Origin of the sequence: Actinophytocola sp., from assembly GCF_045807065.1 — a bacterium.
Lineage (GTDB): Bacteria > Actinomycetota > Actinomycetes > Mycobacteriales > Pseudonocardiaceae > Actinophytocola.
In genome coordinates this window covers 1-15,312 of the sequence record NZ_JBJMIE010000181.1, presented here as the reverse complement: position 1 = coordinate 15,312, position 15,312 = coordinate 1, and the positions used below count along the sequence as shown (strand labels likewise).

The 15,312-nt window shown below is 69.8% G+C and carries 15 protein-coding genes; 6 read left to right on the top strand and 9 right to left on the bottom strand.

Annotated features, from left to right (window positions below; translation table 11 throughout):
• Nucleotides 1-9: 9 nt before the first annotated feature.
• Nucleotides 10-806 (bottom strand): IS5 family transposase gene (locus ACJ73U_RS10515; RefSeq protein ID WP_407777370.1). Its coding sequence is split into 2 segments (ribosomal slippage): nucleotides 10-470 and nucleotides 470-806, totalling 798 coding nucleotides; the frame shifts between segments, so codons are not numbered across the junction.
• Between the two features lie 448 nt (nucleotides 807-1,254).
• Nucleotides 1,255-1,680: a tetratricopeptide repeat protein gene (locus tag ACJ73U_RS10510; protein ID WP_407777368.1), complete on the bottom strand. Its 426-nt coding sequence runs from the start codon at nucleotides 1,678-1,680 to the stop codon at nucleotides 1,255-1,257.
• A gap of 101 nt (nucleotides 1,681-1,781) precedes the next feature.
• Here ACJ73U_RS10510 and ACJ73U_RS10505 point away from each other — a divergent pair, with 101 nt between their 5' ends.
• The gene (locus ACJ73U_RS10505) at nucleotides 1,782-3,257 is read left to right on the top strand and encodes a S8 family serine peptidase (protein ID WP_407777367.1); all 1,476 of its coding nucleotides are present in this window, start codon (nucleotides 1,782-1,784) and stop codon (nucleotides 3,255-3,257) included.
• Nucleotides 3,258-3,259: 2 nt separating this feature from the next.
• On the opposite strand, the gene ACJ73U_RS10500 is transcribed toward ACJ73U_RS10505, so the two are convergent.
• The 4 genes from ACJ73U_RS10500 to ACJ73U_RS10485 all read right to left on the bottom strand — a co-directional run bounded on the left by ACJ73U_RS10500 (nucleotide 3,260) and on the right by ACJ73U_RS10485 (nucleotide 5,845).
• Nucleotides 3,260-3,400: a hypothetical protein gene (locus ACJ73U_RS10500; RefSeq protein WP_407777366.1), complete on the bottom strand. Its 141-nt coding sequence runs from the start codon at nucleotides 3,398-3,400 to the stop codon at nucleotides 3,260-3,262.
• A 74-nt stretch (nucleotides 3,401-3,474) separates the two neighbouring features.
• Nucleotides 3,475-3,876: an RloB family protein gene (locus ACJ73U_RS10495; protein ID WP_407777365.1), complete on the bottom strand. Its 402-nt coding sequence runs from the start codon at nucleotides 3,874-3,876 to the stop codon at nucleotides 3,475-3,477.
• Between the two features lie 3 nt (nucleotides 3,877-3,879).
• Nucleotides 3,880-5,088 carry an AAA family ATPase gene (locus ACJ73U_RS10490; RefSeq protein ID WP_407777364.1) on the bottom strand — a complete coding sequence of 403 codons (1,209 nt, stop codon included), beginning with the start codon at nucleotides 5,086-5,088 and terminating at the stop codon, nucleotides 3,880-3,882.
• 103 nt (nucleotides 5,089-5,191) lie between these two features.
• Nucleotides 5,192-5,845, bottom strand: coding sequence for a transcriptional regulator (locus tag ACJ73U_RS10485; RefSeq protein ID WP_407777363.1), 654 nt, complete (start codon nucleotides 5,843-5,845; stop codon nucleotides 5,192-5,194).
• Between the two features lie 201 nt (nucleotides 5,846-6,046).
• On the opposite strand from ACJ73U_RS10485, the gene ACJ73U_RS10480 reads away from it, so the two are divergent.
• Nucleotides 6,047-7,387 (top strand): tetratricopeptide repeat protein, encoded by a 1,341-nt coding sequence (locus tag ACJ73U_RS10480; RefSeq protein ID WP_407777362.1) that lies wholly within the window; start codon nucleotides 6,047-6,049, stop codon nucleotides 7,385-7,387.
• Nucleotides 7,388-7,463: 76 nt separating this feature from the next.
• Here ACJ73U_RS10480 and ACJ73U_RS10475 read toward each other — a convergent pair whose 3' ends face one another.
• Complete coding sequence (locus tag ACJ73U_RS10475; RefSeq protein WP_407777361.1) at nucleotides 7,464-8,510, bottom strand: hypothetical protein; 1,047 nt, start codon at nucleotides 8,508-8,510, stop codon at nucleotides 7,464-7,466.
• 368 nt (nucleotides 8,511-8,878) lie between these two features.
• Between ACJ73U_RS10475 and ACJ73U_RS10470 the strand changes: the two genes are divergently transcribed.
• Nucleotides 8,879-10,150: a cytochrome P450 gene (locus ACJ73U_RS10470; RefSeq protein WP_407777360.1), complete on the top strand. Its 1,272-nt coding sequence runs from the start codon at nucleotides 8,879-8,881 to the stop codon at nucleotides 10,148-10,150.
• A gap of 66 nt (nucleotides 10,151-10,216) precedes the next feature.
• Nucleotides 10,217-10,900 carry a glycoside hydrolase family 75 protein gene (locus tag ACJ73U_RS10465; RefSeq protein ID WP_407777359.1) on the top strand — a complete coding sequence of 228 codons (684 nt, stop codon included), beginning with the start codon at nucleotides 10,217-10,219 and terminating at the stop codon, nucleotides 10,898-10,900.
• Between the two features lie 122 nt (nucleotides 10,901-11,022).
• Here the strand turns inward: ACJ73U_RS10465 and ACJ73U_RS10460 are convergent, their stop codons facing one another.
• A complete protein-coding gene (locus ACJ73U_RS10460) occupies nucleotides 11,023-11,664 on the bottom strand; it encodes a DUF4360 domain-containing protein (RefSeq protein ID WP_407777369.1) in 642 nt (213 codons plus the stop codon).
• Nucleotides 11,665-11,928: 264 nt separating this feature from the next.
• Between ACJ73U_RS10460 and ACJ73U_RS10455 the strand changes: the two genes are divergently transcribed.
• Nucleotides 11,929-12,567: a DUF4360 domain-containing protein gene (locus ACJ73U_RS10455; RefSeq protein WP_407777358.1), complete on the top strand. Its 639-nt coding sequence runs from the start codon at nucleotides 11,929-11,931 to the stop codon at nucleotides 12,565-12,567.
• A gap of 133 nt (nucleotides 12,568-12,700) precedes the next feature.
• On the opposite strand, the gene ACJ73U_RS10450 is transcribed toward ACJ73U_RS10455, so the two are convergent.
• Complete coding sequence (locus ACJ73U_RS10450; RefSeq protein WP_407777357.1) at nucleotides 12,701-13,156, bottom strand: GNAT family N-acetyltransferase; 456 nt, start codon at nucleotides 13,154-13,156, stop codon at nucleotides 12,701-12,703.
• A 145-nt stretch (nucleotides 13,157-13,301) separates the two neighbouring features.
• On the opposite strand from ACJ73U_RS10450, the gene ACJ73U_RS10445 reads away from it, so the two are divergent.
• Nucleotides 13,302-15,312, top strand: a 2,011-nt coding sequence (locus tag ACJ73U_RS10445; RefSeq protein ID WP_407777356.1) for an AMP-binding protein, incomplete at its 3' end; no start/stop codon positions are given.

The following is a 15,312-nucleotide window of genomic DNA, read 5'->3' as shown; positions in this document are numbered from 1 at the left end:
TTAGAGTTCCTAACAAAGTCGTGCGACGTGTCGCCAGGTGATGATGCAGGTGGCCAGGCCGAGGAATGCCTCATGGATGTCGTCGCGGCGTTCCCAACGGATACGTAGGCGTTTCATGCCGTGGTACCAGGCCACGGTGCGCTCAACCACCCACCTGACCTTGCCCAGACCGGAACCGTGGGGCTGACCACGGCGGGCAATCCGTGGGCGGATGCCTTTGGCACGCACCTTCTTGCGGTACTTGTCGTGATCGTAGGCACGGTCGCCGTACAACTCGTCGGGCCGTTGGCGCGGCCGGCCGCGGCGGCCTCGAACCGGCGGTACCGACTCGAGCAACGACTCCAATTCGGTCACGTCGTTGCGGTTGCCACCGGTCAACGAGAACGACAGCGGGATACCGGCGCCCTCGGTCATGAAGTGGTGCTTCGAGCCCGGACGGGCGCGGTCCACCGGGCTCGGACCGCTTTTGGGCCACGCCTCGCCGCTCGTACGTGCGAGGAGTCGATCACCGCGCGGGACCAGTCCAACTTGCCCGCACCGTGCAACTCGGCCAACAACAACTCATGCAACCGCCGCCACACCCCGGCCCGGTTCCACTCCTCCAGGCGCCGCCAGCAGGTCATCCCCGACCCGAACCCCAACTCCTGCGGAAGGAACTCCCACTGGATCCCCGTGTGCAGCACAAACAAGATCCCACACAACACCTGCCGATCCGGGATCCTCTTCCGCCCCGGATACCGCGGATTCCGCAGCGCTGGCTTCGGCAGCAACGGCTCAATGCGCTGCCACAACCCGTCCGGCACGATCCACGGCGGCTGCTCACCACGCCTCACGACCCCACATCATAGATCAACATCCACGCAGGACGAAAGACCCAAGATCATCTTTGTTAGGAACTCTTAGTGGTTCACCCTGCCCGGTGGGGGTGGTGTGCGGGCAGTCTGGTCGTGCGGGGGGCTGGCCTGCGCAGCCGCGGGTATTCGCAGACCAGCTGGTATCAGGGAGCGGGGCCGGTCGTGTGGTGTATGCGGTGGGTTCGAGCCCAATGGGTTGCTGGCCCGTGGTTTCGCTCACGGGGGAGCGCTTGAGTGGTTCAGCCTGCCCGGGTGTGGATGGTGTGCGGGCGGTCTGGTCGTGCGGGGGTGCTGGCCTGCGGAGCCGCGGGTGTCCGCAGACCAGCTGGTATCAGGGGGCGGTTCCGACGATGCGGGATGCCGGCCTGCGGGGGCGCGGGCACCCGCAGGCCAGCTGGTCTCACGCGGCGAGGGCGGTTGCCAGGCGGAGCCAGGGGGCGGCTTCGTCGTGGCGGCCCTGGCGTTCCAGGGTGCGGGCGAGCATCAGGTGCGCGTAGTGCTCGACCGGGTCGCGGTCGACGATCTCGCGCAGTTGGTCCTCGGCGCGCCCCAGCTGGGCGGAGTGGTAGTACGCGCGTGCCAGGAGCAGTCGGGGCGCCGTCTGGTTCGGGTGCTCCTCGACGACGCCGGTCAGGAGCTTCGCGGCCGCGGTGTAGTCGCGTGCCTCGAACAGGGCCTGTGCCCGCTCCCACCGCTCGGCCACCGTCTCCTCGGGCGGCATGCCGGTGCCGGCGTCGAACAGGTGCAGGGCACTCACCCAGCGGTCAGCCGTCGGCTCGCCGTTCGGCTGGTAGTCGTTGAAGTTCACGTTCGGTTCAACGTTCAACCATGTCGGCGCATTCCGGGGGTGCGTTAACGCTTCGAGTTGGACCCGTCACTCGTTCGTGTGTCCCTCGTTGGTGGAGGAAACGGGAGTTGGGAGGTCAGATGTCCAGCCGAAGATTCCAGATCGCCGTTCTTGCCGCCGCCTTGACGTTCGTTCCCGCCTTGACGTTCGGTGCCGCGGCTCCCGCCGTCGCGGCACCCGCGTCCGCCCCGGTCTCGGCCACGTTGGCCGCGACCCTCGGCACCGCGGCCGACTCGCTTCCGGTGACCGTGCTCGTCCACGGCACCGACCTCGCCGCCGCCCGCTCGGCCGTCCAGCGGGCCGGGCTCACCGAGGTCACCAGCTTCCGCAAGATCGGCGTGGTCGCCGCGTCCGGTACCGCCGGGCAGGTGCGGACCGTCCGCGCGCTGGCCGGCGTGACCTACGTCGAGGGCGACGACCCGATCGCCCTCCTCGCCGACTCGGGCACGGTCGCCAGCCGCAGCCTTCAGGCCCAGCAGACCCTGGTCGGTGCGAACGGCGTCGCGCTGGACGGCACCGGCGTCTCCGTCGCGATCATCGACAGCGGCATCGACCCCACTCACCCGGCGTTCCGCGGTCCGGACGGCGCCACCCGTGTGGTGCGCAGCCTCAAGGGTGTCTGCCTCACTGACAGTAATCCGCCGGACACCGGCTGCCTGGTCGACGTGCCGACGACGGTGGACACCGACCTGCTCGCGCTCGGCGGGCACGGCACGCACGTCAGCGGCATCGCGGCCGGCAGCCCGTACACGCTGCCCGACGGCTCGGTCGTCGGCGGCTCCGCCCCCGGCGCGAAGATCGTCTCGCTGTCGGTGGGCGCGGCACTGCTGATCGTCGGCGCCGACTCCGCGCTGAACTGGGTGCTGGAGAACCACGACGCGCCGTGCGGGCCGGGTGTGTCGCCGGCCGTGTGCCCACCCATCAAGGTGATCAACAACTCCTACGGCCCGTCCGGCGGCGGCACGTTCGACCCGAACTCGGCGACCGTGCAGCTCCAGCGCCAACTCGCGGCCGAGGGCGTGGTCACGGTGTGGGCCAACGGAAACGACGGCGGCGACGGGTCCGAGAACCTGTCCAACCCGCCGGGCACCGACCCGACCCCGGGCATCATCTCGGTCGCGTCGTACAACGACCAGGGCAGCGGCACCCGCGACGGCACGGTGTCCGACTTCTCGTCCCGGGGCGCCGCGGCGGACCCGAGCACCTGGCCGGACATCTCCGCCCCCGGCGAGAACATCCTGTCGTCCTGCCGGCTCTACCTGCCCATCTGCTCGACCGGCCTGCAACCGGTGAACGGCCCGGGCCCACTGGACGTGGGGACCTACAACGTGATCAGCGGCACGTCGATGGCCACGCCGCAGATCACCGGCATCGTCGCGCAACTGTTCCAGGACAAGCCGACGGCCACCCCCGGCGAGATCGAGGACGTCCTGAAGTCCACCGCGTACCGGTACACCGCGGGCGCCCCCTACCAGCAGTCCGGCCCGTACCTGTCCAGCTACGACAAGGGCACGGGCCTGGTGGACACGGTGGCCGCGGCCAACGCGCTGGGTTGACCTCACCTCTCCGTCGGTTCGACCGCGGTGAGGAACTCGAACATCGATGACGAGGGGTTGTTCTTCGGGAACGCGGTCCCGTTCCGATCGTGGCGGTCGGCCAGCTTCTCCGCCCGGCCGGCCGCCACGCGACGGAGCGGCACGTACCTCTCGGCGTCGATGCGCTTGCCAGGGCGGTTGTCGAGGTGGCGGCTCCTGCTTTCGGCCTCACAGGTGTTCAGAACGCCGTCTGGTCCGTGAAGTGGAGGAGCAGCCACAGCTCGAAACACGGGTTCGACACGACGAGGTGGATCCCGTGGTCGTTGGCGAGCGCGATGGCCCGTTTGAGGTTGGGGTGGTTCTTGGGCCACTCGACGTCGAACACGCACCAGCACTCGTCGACCTCGTCGTCGGTGGCACGGTCGATCGCCAACTGCACGAGGGTGAGTGGTACTCCTCGTTCGGTGGCGACCTCGATGTTGATCGCGGTGTTCCCGCGGATGGTCGGGAGCCGTTTGAGCCCGTTGATGTAGTCCGGCTCGGACGCCTCGCCCTCGCAGAACACCACAATGGTCTTGCGCTCGGGCCGGATCGCGGTCCTGCGCCTGAGATCCTTGGCCTTGGTCCTCCTCGCGCCCATCGCTCAGCCGATCAGGCCAAGAGCACGCAGCATCTCGGTCCGGTCCACATCGGGAAGCGCGCCGAACCGGCCGTGCAGGTATGCCTTCTCCAGGTTCTGCGACTTCCGGACCCGCTCACCGGCGAACTCCGCCAACGCACCGAGGCGAGTGGCGCCGTCCTCGAGTTTCTCGGTCAACCACACCTCGTCGCGGTTGAGATGGTTGAGCAGGCTGGTGTCGTGGGAGGAGAAGATCAACTGCGCGCCCAGGGGGTTCGTGGTGGGGTCATGGAACAGCCGGATCAGCTGCGAGGACAGCGTCGGGTGGAGGCTCGCATCGAGTTCGTCGAAGATGACGAGCGTTCCCGTCCTCAGCGTGGTGAGAATGGGACCGATCATGGTGAACCACGTACGCGTGCCTTCGGACTCGTCCGCGAAATCCAGCGGCACACGACCCTTGGCGGTCCGGTGGACGAGGCTTACCTTCCGCGACTCCGAGCCGTCGTCGCCGACATGCTGGTCGATCATGACGTCGTCGATCCCAAGGTCGGCCATGCGGAGCATGGCCAGGGCCTCAGCGCGTTCCGCTGTGATGGGTAGGTCGAGCCAATGCCGTGTCCAGTTGGGGTAGTGAGAAGGCCTGCGGATCAACGACTGGTTGCCGAGCGTCTCACCGCCCAGCAACTCCCGGCTGAAACCTGATACGAGGGGTTCTTCGAAGCGCCTGGCGATCGACAGGGCGAGTGTGCGCTCTGTCAACAGTTCACGGGTGCCTGACAGGGAGCCGAGGCCGCGCTGCAGTGTCAGTGCGGTTCCCTCCCGTTCAAAAAGGCGCCGGCGCTTCTTCTCGGGGTAGTGGAACAGGGCCTCGTACTGAACAGCCTTGGCATCCAGTTCGACGATGTACTCGAATCGGACGCCGTCGATCGCACTCTCGATCGTGAACTCGGAGGTCGTCGCCTCGCTCTCGGCGAAGGCGAAGGGTTGTAGCGGGATGCCGTCGTCCCAGAAACGCAGCGAGTCGCGGACGGCATCGCGTAGCCAGCCCATGGCGGCGAGGACGTTGGACTTGCCGGACGCGTTGGGACCGTAGACGGCCGCCACCGGCAGGAGGCTCAGGTTGAGGTTCGGAACATGGCGTGCTTCACGGCGGTCGTCGTCGACCGCGACCATCGACAGCTCGACGGGATGGTGAATCGATCGGAAGTTCGACACCTCGAACCGGATCAGCATCCGATCGCTCCCCTCCCGACGCCCGTGCTGCGCTTACACGGCAGTTTTCGTCAACAATGTACGCCAGGGAAGGTCTGTCGACACCTCGGATGCGATCAAGCGCTCAGCGGCAGCTGTTGGCGATCGTGTTCCAGAACATCAGTTCGTAGGTTTGGAAGAGGCGGCCGTAGCGGCGGGCGGCGCGTTCGTCGCTGCGGCCGGCGTCCATGCCGGCCTGGACGGCGAGCACGGCCTGGTCGACGGCCTCGGGTACGGGGGTGGCGAACAGGTCGAAGAAAGCGCATGCCTCGTCGTCCAGGTCGTACTGCGTGCGCATGGCTGTCGCGATGCGGGCGCAGTAATCACCCCATGCGGCGAAGTTCGCCACTATGGCGAGGATGACGTCCGCGGGTTCGGCGTGGACGGCCAGCCACGTGAAGTACGCCGGGTACGCCTGGCAGCCGGCCATGGGCTCGTACGCCGCCAGGGCCGCCTCGTCCAGGCCGCCGGCCGCGGCCAACGCCGGGAGGCGTGCCAACGCCATGCCCTCGCCCGCGGCGAGGCCGGCGAAGAAGTCCCGGGCCGCCGCGTCGGAGCGGGCCGCGAGCAGGTGCAGGCTGCGCCAGTCGCTGCGGACGATGTGTGACTCCTCGGCCGCGATCGTGCCGAAGACAGTCCGCGGTGCCGCGCCTCGCTCGATCAGCGGCACCAGGCGGTTGTCACTCTCTGCCGGGGCCAGGTCGGCGCGGATGGACTCCAGCAGGTCTCGGGCGGACATCGTGCGACCATAGCGCAGGACTGCCCCGGCCCACCGAAGGCGCCGATCGGGAACTGCCGGGCACCTCGACCGGCGGTGCGACGGAATGTGTGAGAAACCTGTATTACCCGATTGGGCCATCCGCATTCTTCGCCGGGACTCCTATTCTCGAATCATGCGCGAACGCCGGATGCACGTGAGTGTTCCGGGGCGACGAACGTGATGGCGGCACGCCGGGTCCCCAACACGGTGCTCCGTGACCTGCTCACCGAGGCGGCCTGGACCGGTGACGCGCTCGCTCGCGCCGTCAACGCGATCGGTGCCGAGGCCGGAACACCGTTGCGGTACGGGCGATCCGCGGTCACCCACTGGCTCAACGGCATGTGCCCCAGGCCACCGGTGCCCGACTTCGTCGCGGAGGCGTTCTCCCGCAAGCTGCGCCGGCCCGTCTCGGTCGCCGACACCGGACTGGTCAGGGCGCACCTGCCGGCGCCGCGGATCGGCGTGTGGGAGACGGACGTGGTGTCCCGGCTCGTCACGCCCGGCGAGACGGGCGCGGGCGGCGCGGCCCCGGTCGCCCGCCGCGGCTACCTGCTCGCCGACCTCGCGGTGCCCGCCTGGGACGAGCTGACCGGCACCCGGCAGGGCATGTCCTGGTCCGCGGAGTCACCCGACCGGGTCGAGCGGTGGCAGGTCCAGTCCGCGACCGGGATGGTGGGGCTGTTCTCGGACATGGACTTCGCGTTCGGCGGCGGGCACGCACGGCTGCAGCTGGCCAGCTACCTGGCCGCGACCGTGGCGCCGTGGCTGCGGGCCACCGCGACCCCGGCCGTGCGGCGCGACCTGCTGCTCACCGCGTCCCGGCTGACCTATCTGTGCGGCTTCATGTTCTCCGACGACGAGCTGCACGGCGCGGCCCAGCACTACTACCTCACGACCCTGCGGCTCGCCGCCGAGGCGGGCGACCAGACCGGGTACGCGGTGACGCTGCGGGCGCTGTCCGGGCAGGCGCGGTCCCTCGGCCACCACCGGGAGGCCGTCCGGCTCGCCGAGGCCGCGGTGGACGCCGCCGGCGCGGCCGGTCCGCAGACCGCGGCCTTCCTGTACGGGCAGCTGGCCGTGGCGCACGCGTCGGACGGGAACCGGCTCGAGGCGGTTCGGCACCTGCACACCGCCGAGCGGTTCCTCGACCGGGCGCGGGACCGCACCGTGCCGATCGGCGGGTGCCACGCGGCGTCGCTCGCGCACCAGCAGGCTGCGGTGTGGGCGCGGCTCGGGGACCGTGCCGGTGCCATCCAGGCGTTGACCCAGTCGGTTCGCCACCGGCCCGCCTCCGAGCGGCGGTCGCGGGCGATCACCCTGGCCCGCCTGGCCGAGCTGCAGTTCGACGCCGGTGAGCTCGAGGAGGCCTGCGAGACCTGGCAGCGTTTCCTCCAGGACTACCCGTACCTGCGGTCGCGGCGGGTCAGCCGGGCGCTCGCGGCGATGCGCGCGCGGCTGCGGCCGCACCGGCAGAACCCCGCGGTGGTCGCGCTGCGGCGGCGGAACCCGGTCCTCAACTGACCGGGGTCCGCGTGCCCCCGCCACCGTTCGCGTCGCGGGGGCACGCGGGGTGGCGGAGGCACGCGGAACCGCCCGGTCAGCCGGCGCGTCTCGTTCTGGCCGGGGACGTCACCGCGTGTTCCACCGTGGTCGTCACGGTGCGTTTGGCGATGCTCAGGGGACCGAGCCCCGAGAGGACCTCCAGCAGTTCGCCCGCCAGCGCCGGTGGCGCCGACGCGCTGGCCAGGATCCCGATGGATGTGGTCTGTGCCAACCATTCCGGGCGCAGGTCGGTCGGCGTGCCCACGCGTTCCACGTGGGCGTTGGTCGCCGCGGCGGTGGTGGTGAGGATCTGGGTGTCGATCGAGTCGGCGGTGCCCAGCACCAGGGTCAGCTCCGTGTTCGACGCCACCGCGCGGATCGCCGCGCGGCGATCCGATGCGGCGTAACAGAGTTCGTCCGGGTGCTGCCCGATCGTGCCGGGAAAGCGTTGGCGCAGCTGGGTGGCGAGTGCGCCCGCGTCTTCGGCGGGTAACCCGGGGGAGACCACATAGGCCACGTACTTCGTCGTGTCCACGGTCAGCGCGTCGATGTCGGCCGTGCTGGTGACCACGGTGGAGTCCGGTGCCCGGGCGGCCAGCGACGGTGCGGCCGCGTCCTTGTTGCCGGCGACCACCACCACCTTCACCTGTTCGGCGGCGAACCGTTGGGCGGTGGCCTGGGCGCGGGCCACCAGAGGACAGGTCGCGTCGATCACCCTTACGCCACGGGCGGTCGCGGCGCGCAGTTCCGGCGCGGTTGCCGTGGTTCCGTGTGCTGGCAGGACGACCGTGGCACCCGGTGGCAGATCCACGAGCCGCGCCACGAGCCGGACCCCGCGCCACGGCCAGCGGGACGAGACGTCACGCGACGCGGTGTCGGACGCCAGCACGGCGACCGGGCCACCGGCCCTGGCGATCAGCGCCGCCTCGTGCCGCAGGCCGGCGCACGACGGTCCGGTGGACTCGAGGAGCACCCGGCGGGTGCGCATCACCGCTGCCCACGCCGTCACCGACGCCTCGGCGACGCGTTGTGCGTGCTCGTCGTCGCGGTGGGCCGCCACCGCGAGGCCGACGACCGCCCCGCCGGAGTCCCGATAGGACACCGTGTGCAGTATCGCGTCGTCACCATTTCCTAACCGTGTGTGCCGCACGGGAGTTCCCGCCGGTACGGCAACGGGTGCCGCGGGACAGTCCACCTCACCTCTGGTGGGGTGGACGAATGCCGGGGGGACGACGACCTCGCCACGCGCGACGCCGGAAACCGGGATATTGCGCCGTTCCAGGGTCCGTCTCATGCGGACTTCCTCTCTGTTCGGTTGATCAGGCCCACATTGTTGGGGAATTCCCCCTGCGTGGCGTTAGTTGTGCTCGTGATTCACCGTAAGGTGTGGGGATGAAACACGGTCGGGTGTGAAACATTTCGCGCCGAGAATCCGTTGTCCCGTTCTCGCGGAAGCGTTGTACTGAACCGGTGATCAGTATTCGGCGAGCGGGTGAGCCGGTCGCCGCGCCCGGCGCGGTGCCGTTTCTCGGTCACGCCCTGCGGTTGCGCCGTGACCCGCTGGCATTCCTGCGGATGGCCCACGGAGCCGGCGATGTCGTGCTGCTGCGCCTCGGCCTCGCCCGCGTGTACCTGGTCTGCGCGCCGAGCCTGGTGCGGCGGGTGCTCGCCGACACCCGCGTCTTCGACAAGAGCGGTCCGGTCGCCGGCTCGTGCCCGGTCGAACCGCACCAGCACGCGCGCCGCCTCGTCCAGCCGGTCTTCCACCGCGGCCGGATGGTCGGCTACGCCAGCATGATCAGCGAGCAGGTGGCCGCGATGACGGCCACCTGGCGGCAGCGGCAGGTCGTCGACCTCGACGTCGCCATGCGCCGGCTCACCACCACGATCGCGCTGCGCCTGCTGTTCGCGTCGCGGGCCACCGCGGACGTCGTCGCCGGGGTGTGCGACCGGTTGCCGGCCGCGTGCCGCCGCGGTGCGTTCGCCTTGACGCGGGAGTATCGTCGGCTCGCGGATGCCGGGCGGGAGCTGCACGACCTGCTCAGCGAGCTGGTCTTTGCGTCGTCCACAGAGGACGGAAGTGGAGTGGCGATCCTGCGTGCCGCCGGGCTGACCGGCAAGGAGCTGCACGACGAGGTGGTCGGTCTGCTCGCGGGCGGCGTCTGGCCGACCATGGCCGCGCTCTGCTGGACCTTCGCGCTGCTGAGCCAGAACCACGACGCGCGGCGGCGGCTGCACGAGGAGGTCGACACCGTGCTCGCCGGCCGGCCGGCGACCTACGACGACGTCTGGCGGCTCGACCACACCCGGCGGGTGGTCACCGAGGCGCTGCGGCTGTACCCGCCGCTGTGGGTGCTCACCCGGCGGGCCGTCACGGACACCAGGCTCGGGGACCACTCGGTGCCCGCGGGCGCGACGGTCCTGCTCAGCCCGTACGCGCTGCACCGGGATCCGGCGGTGTTCCCCGCGCCGGACGAGTTCGATCCCGACCGCTGGCTGCCGGACCGGGCCGCCGCCGTGCCGCAGGGCGGGTGGGTCCCGTTCGGCTCCGGCGCTCGCGGGTGCGTCGGCGACGTGTTCGCGACCGTCGAGGCGACCATCACCGTCGCGATGATCACGAGCCGTTGGCGGCTGTTCTCGACGGGCATGGCGCCCGCGCCGGTGCTGAGCGGGGAGCTGTTCACCGGTCCGCTGCCCATGATCGTGCAGCGCCGGGACGTCGCTTCCGGTCACGGCTCTTGACGCAGCGTGCTCAGCAGGGTAATCAGTAAGTCAGCCTTCCTATCTATAACCCTGCTGGAGGGAAGTATGAGAAGAGTTGCCGTCCTGGCCGCCGCACTGGTCGCGGTGGCCGCCGCCCTGCTGGCGCCCGGCCACGCCGCGCCGGCCCGTGCCACCGCCGCGGCCACGCCGCCGACCGCGGCCCAGCTGCTGGCCAAGGTCACCAGCTGTACGCAGATATCCAGTGGCAAGTACCGCACGGACGAGGAGACCTCGCGCACGGTTCCGGTGTGCGACAAGAACGGCGCGGTGTTCTGGAAAGCCGACATGGACATCGACTGCGACGGTCAGCGCACCACGCAGTGCAACGAGGACACCGACTGCTGCTTCCAGGACGACACCGCGTTCCACCAGTCCGACGGCAAGCCGCTCAACTCCGCCGCGCTGCCCTACGTCGTGGTGCCCAGCCCGAGCAGCACCTGGGACTACCGCAAGTACGGCATCAAGGGCGGTGGCGCGGTCGCGATCATCTACAACAACAAGGTGGAGTACGCGGTGGTCGGTGACACCGGCCCGACCGCGATCATCGGCGAGGCGTCCTACAAGGCGGCCGCCGACCTCGGCATCGACCCTGACCCGAGCACGGGTGGGACCGACTCCGGGGTGACCTACATCCTGTTCAAGAACTCGACCGTGTCACCGATCGAGAACCACAGCAAGGCCGTCAGCGTCGGCCAGCAGTTGGCCACGCAGTTCGTCAACAACAACTGAGATCCGCGCCTACCGGCTCAGCTGGGCGGGACCCTCGCCACGAGGGGTCCCGCCCAGCTGTGGTGTCGTGACCACGAGGACGAGGTGGGCCGTGCGGTTTCCGGGCGCGACCCACCGCGCGATCAGTGGTTGGGGCAGGTCGCCCAGTGGAAGTGGTAGGTGGTGGTGATCGAGCCGTCGGTGGAGTCCATCGCCAGGAAGCTCGTGGTCGTCAGGGGGTTCGACGTACCGGCGGCGACCCGCAGCTCGGTGTTGATGTTGAAGTTGCGCAGCGCGCCGCACGGCGCGTACTCCAGCGCGGCGAGCTCCGTAGTGTCGGTCGTCTCCCAGTTGTCCTCGAGCAGGCCCGTGAAGTTGTGCGTCCGGATGTCGGTGTTCGGGCTGCCCTGGAAGTAGTAGGACGCCCGCTGCATGCCGGTCGCACCCGCGGCCAGCGACGCGAAGCCGCGGTAGTCGGCCTCGCTGATCGCGTACGTGAAGCCCTGCGGGACGTGCACGAGGAGGTTCAGCTGGCAGTTCTTGCGGAAGTCGGTTGGCTTGGCCCCGACGCCGACCTGCGCGAGATAGGTGCTGTAGGTGACGGTGAACGCGGTGTTGTCCGGTGCGACGGCGACCGCGGCGGACCCCGGCGGACAGCCGGACCCGTTCACGGTGACGACGTCGATGACGATGTGGTCGTTCGGTGGAGGTACGGGAAGGTCGAGAAAACCTGTCGCCGACGCCGGCGAAATGATTATGAATTGGCTGACCAAAGCCAGCAAGATAGCGCCAGCGATGAATGCGATTTTACGCATGGGGCTCCCTTCGGGCTACATTTGGGCCCGCAGTGTGAAGAATGCTAGAAGTGCGCGACTTGTCCGGTCAATCGGCTGATCGGTCTACCGGTCAATTCAATACAGCAACTTTGTCACCGTCGGACAGTAAGTGCAAAAACCCCCCTAGGGGTCTTGTTTTGATCATTTCCCGGTTGCTACCTTCCCGGCCAAAGGAATGGGCTTGCTTCATCAACTCGACCCTAGGGAAAACACATGTCAGCCAGGCTGACCAGCGTGCGACTGCTGCTACTCGTCGCCCTGACCGGCGTCTTCGCAGTACCCGTGACGGCAAGTGCCGAGACTCCGGCGGACCAGATCACGCTCGAGGTCGTGACCGTCAACGGTTCCGGCTGCCCGCCGGGATCCGCGGAGGTCACGACGCTGCCGGACAACACCGGATTCCGGTTGACCTATCGGGATTTCCTCGCCCGGGCGGGTGGCGGTGTCGCCGCCACCGAATTCCGCAAGAACTGCCAGGTCAACATTCTCGTTCACATTCCACAGGGCTTCACCTTCGCCGTCGCGTCGGCGGACTACCGAGGTCGAGGCCGGCTGGAGGCCGGCGCGACCGGCCTGCAACGCACGAACTACTACTTCATGGGTTCGTCCGACAACAGTTATGTGGACCATTCGTTCGCCGGACCGCTTTTCGGCACGTGGTCGACGACCGACGCGACGCCGGTCACGGAACTGGTGTACGCGCCCTGCGGTGAGTCCCGCAACCTCAACATCAACACGGAGCTGCGGGTCGACGAGGGCACCCTCAACGCCAACAAGACCAGCTCGATGTCCATGCGCGCGTCCGACGGCAACGTCGACACGATCGTGCACTTCGCATGGAAGACGTGCTGAGCGAAACCTGAGTCGAAGAGCGAAAGCCGCGGCCTGCTGCCAGGTCGCGGCTTCGCTTGTCCGCCTCCCCGCGGCTCTGTGCGGTCTGCCCGCTCACCACGCCGGTGGCCCACGACGACGCGGCCTCTCCGCGCTACCCCTGCTCCGCCCGCTCGCCGTGGTCGCCCGGGACCTCAGCGTCGCGGCCCCTGCGTTCCAGGTAGGTGTCGTCCGGCTCGGCGAACCCGAACTGCCGGTACAGCTCGTGGGCGTCGGCGGTGTGGAGCATCCAGCGGAAGTGCGGCCCCGGCCCCTCCTCGATCATCGCGTGGACGAGGGCCTTGCCGACGCCCTTGCCGCGGGCCTCCGCCAGCACGAAGACGTCGGCCAGGTACGCCAGGGCCTCCCCGTCGGACACCGCGCGGGCGTAGCCGATCATCGCGCCGTCCGAGGTGCGGTACGCGGCGACCACCCGCCACGCGCCGTCGAGTTGACGCTCCACCTTCGCACGGTCGCGGGACCGTCCCCAGTAGGCCTTGGTGGACAGAAACTCCCACAGCACGTCCCGGTCCACCCTGGACCGGTCGTCGTCGATCTCGAATTCCGGCATAGCGCGAACCTAACGGCTTCGCACCAGGGAGATCATCATGTTTTAGCGGCTCCTAGGGGTGGACTAGGGGATGTGTCCGCATCTGTGGCTGATGAGACTCGGACCGAGGTCCCGAAGAGCATCTGCCCCAAGGAGCGAGTGAGACATGTCCGACTCCATCAGGCCGCTGGTCGAACTCCTCCGTGCACACGCCGAGCGGCTTGGCGGGAAGATCGCCTTCGACGACGGACCGGTTTCGGTCAGCTACGCCGAGTTGGAGCGGCGCACGGCCCGCCTGGGCGGGCACCTCGCCGGGCGGGTCGACCGCGGCGCCCGGGTGATCCTGCTGCTCGGCAACTCCGTGCGGCTGGTCGAGGGCTACCTCGCGGTGCTGCGGGCCGCCGCCGTGGCGGTGCCGGTGAACCCGCGCTCCGCCGACGACGAGCTGGCCTACCTCGTCGCCGACAGCGGCGCGACGCTGGTGATCACCGACCGCAACCACGTCGGCCAGGTCAACGCCGTCGCGCCGGACATCCCGGTGCTCACCGACGCCGACCTCGCCCGGCTCGGGGACGTCGTGCCGGACCAGCCCGCGCGCGACGACCTCGGGCTGGACGAGGTGGCCTGGCTGCTCTACACCTCCGGCACCACCGGCTCACCGAAGGGCGTGCTGTCCACGCAGCGGTCCTGCCTGTGGTCGGTGGCCAACAGCTACGCCGGGGTGCTGGGCCTCAACACGAACGACCGGCTGCTCTGGCCGCTGCCCCTGTTCCACAGCTTCGCCCACATCGTGTGCGTGCTCGGCGTGACCGCGGTCGGGGCGTCCGCGCGGATCATGAACGGGTTCTCCGCGGCCGAGGTGCTCGCCGCGATGCGCGCGGAGGACTTCACCTTCCTGGCCGGGGTGCCGGCCATGTACCACCACATCCTCGCCGGCGCCGACGACGGCGACCTGGGCACCGGCCGGCTGCGGGTGTGCGTGTCCACCGGCGCCGGCGCGTCGGCCGAACTGCGCGCGGAGTTCGCCGCGCGGTTCGGGGTGCGGCTGGTCGACAGCTACGGCAGCACGGAGACCTGCGGCGCGATCACCGCGACCACACCGGACCGGGAGTGGCCGGTCGGCTCCTGCGGCGCGGCCGTGCCGGGCGTGTCGGTGCGCCTGGTCGACCCGAAGACGGGCGAGGAGGGCACCGAGGGCGAGGTCTGGGTTTCGGGCCCGAACCTGATGCTCGGCTACCACGGCAAGCCCGAGGAGACCGCGAAGGCCGTGGTGGACGGTTGGTACCGGACCGGTGACATCGCCGGCGTCGACGGGGCCGGCAACTACACGATCCGCGGCCGCGTCAAGGAGCTGATCATCCGCGGCGGCGAGAACATCCACCCCGGCGAGATCGAGTCCGTGGTGGCCGGCGTGCCCGGGATCGTGGACGTCGTCGCGGCCGGCAAGCCGGACGACGTGCTCGGCGAGGTGCCAGTGGTGTACGTGGTCGGCACCGGGATCGACCCGGACGCGGTGTTCGCCGCCTGCCGGGCCGCCCTGAGCTACTTCAAGGTGCCGACCGAGATCCACCAGGTGGCCGAGATCCCGCGCACCGCCTCCGGCAAGGCCGTCCGGCACCGGCTGGCGAGCATCGGGTCCACCGTGCTCGGCGCCCGGGACGTCCGGCACGACGGGTTGTTCCGGCCGGACTGGGTGCCGGTGCCCGTCACGGGCGGCGGCGCCGAGGTCGTCCTCGCCGCCGACCCGGACGCGGCGCTCGCCGACCCGAACGACACCGTCTACCTCGGGCTGCGTGCGAACGGCGACGCGGACGCGGTCGTCGAGCGGACCGCGCGCCTCGTCGACGGCTGGCTGGCCAGGCCGGCCGGGCGGCTGGTCGTGGTGACCACCGGCGCGCTCGCGGTGCTCGGCGTCGAGCCGGTCGCCGCGCCGGTCACGGCGGCCGCGTGGGGCGTGCTGCGGCCCGCCCTGCAAGCCCACCCGGACCGGTTCGCCCTGGTGGACCTCGACGACGACTCGGCCTCGCGGGCGGTGCTCGCCGCGGCCGTGGCGAGCGGGGAGCCCTACCTCGGCATCCGCGCGGGGCTGGTCCGCGCCCTGCGGCTCGAGCCCCTGCGCACCAATCGGACCAGCGCGCCCGACCTGTCCGGCACGGTGCTGCTCACCGGCGCCGGCG

Coding starts and splice junctions, on each gene's coding strand:
- ACJ73U_RS10465 (WP_407777359.1), top strand. CDS start 10,217: ATGAGAAGAGTTGCCGTCCTGGCCGCCGCACTGGTCGCGGTGGCCGCC.
- ACJ73U_RS10485 (WP_407777363.1), bottom strand. CDS start 5,845: ATGTCCGCCCGAGACCTGCTGGAGTCCATCCGCGCCGACCTGGCCCCG.
- ACJ73U_RS10450 (WP_407777357.1), bottom strand. CDS start 13,156: ATGCCGGAATTCGAGATCGACGACGACCGGTCCAGGGTGGACCGGGAC.
- ACJ73U_RS10490 (WP_407777364.1), bottom strand. CDS start 5,088: ATGCTGATCCGGTTCGAGGTGTCGAACTTCCGATCGATTCACCATCCC.
- ACJ73U_RS10505 (WP_407777367.1), top strand. CDS start 1,782: ATGTCCAGCCGAAGATTCCAGATCGCCGTTCTTGCCGCCGCCTTGACG.
- ACJ73U_RS10495 (WP_407777365.1), bottom strand. CDS start 3,876: ATGGGCGCGAGGAGGACCAAGGCCAAGGATCTCAGGCGCAGGACCGCG.
- ACJ73U_RS10480 (WP_407777362.1), top strand. CDS start 6,047: ATGGCGGCACGCCGGGTCCCCAACACGGTGCTCCGTGACCTGCTCACC.
- ACJ73U_RS10455 (WP_407777358.1), top strand. CDS start 11,929: ATGTCAGCCAGGCTGACCAGCGTGCGACTGCTGCTACTCGTCGCCCTG.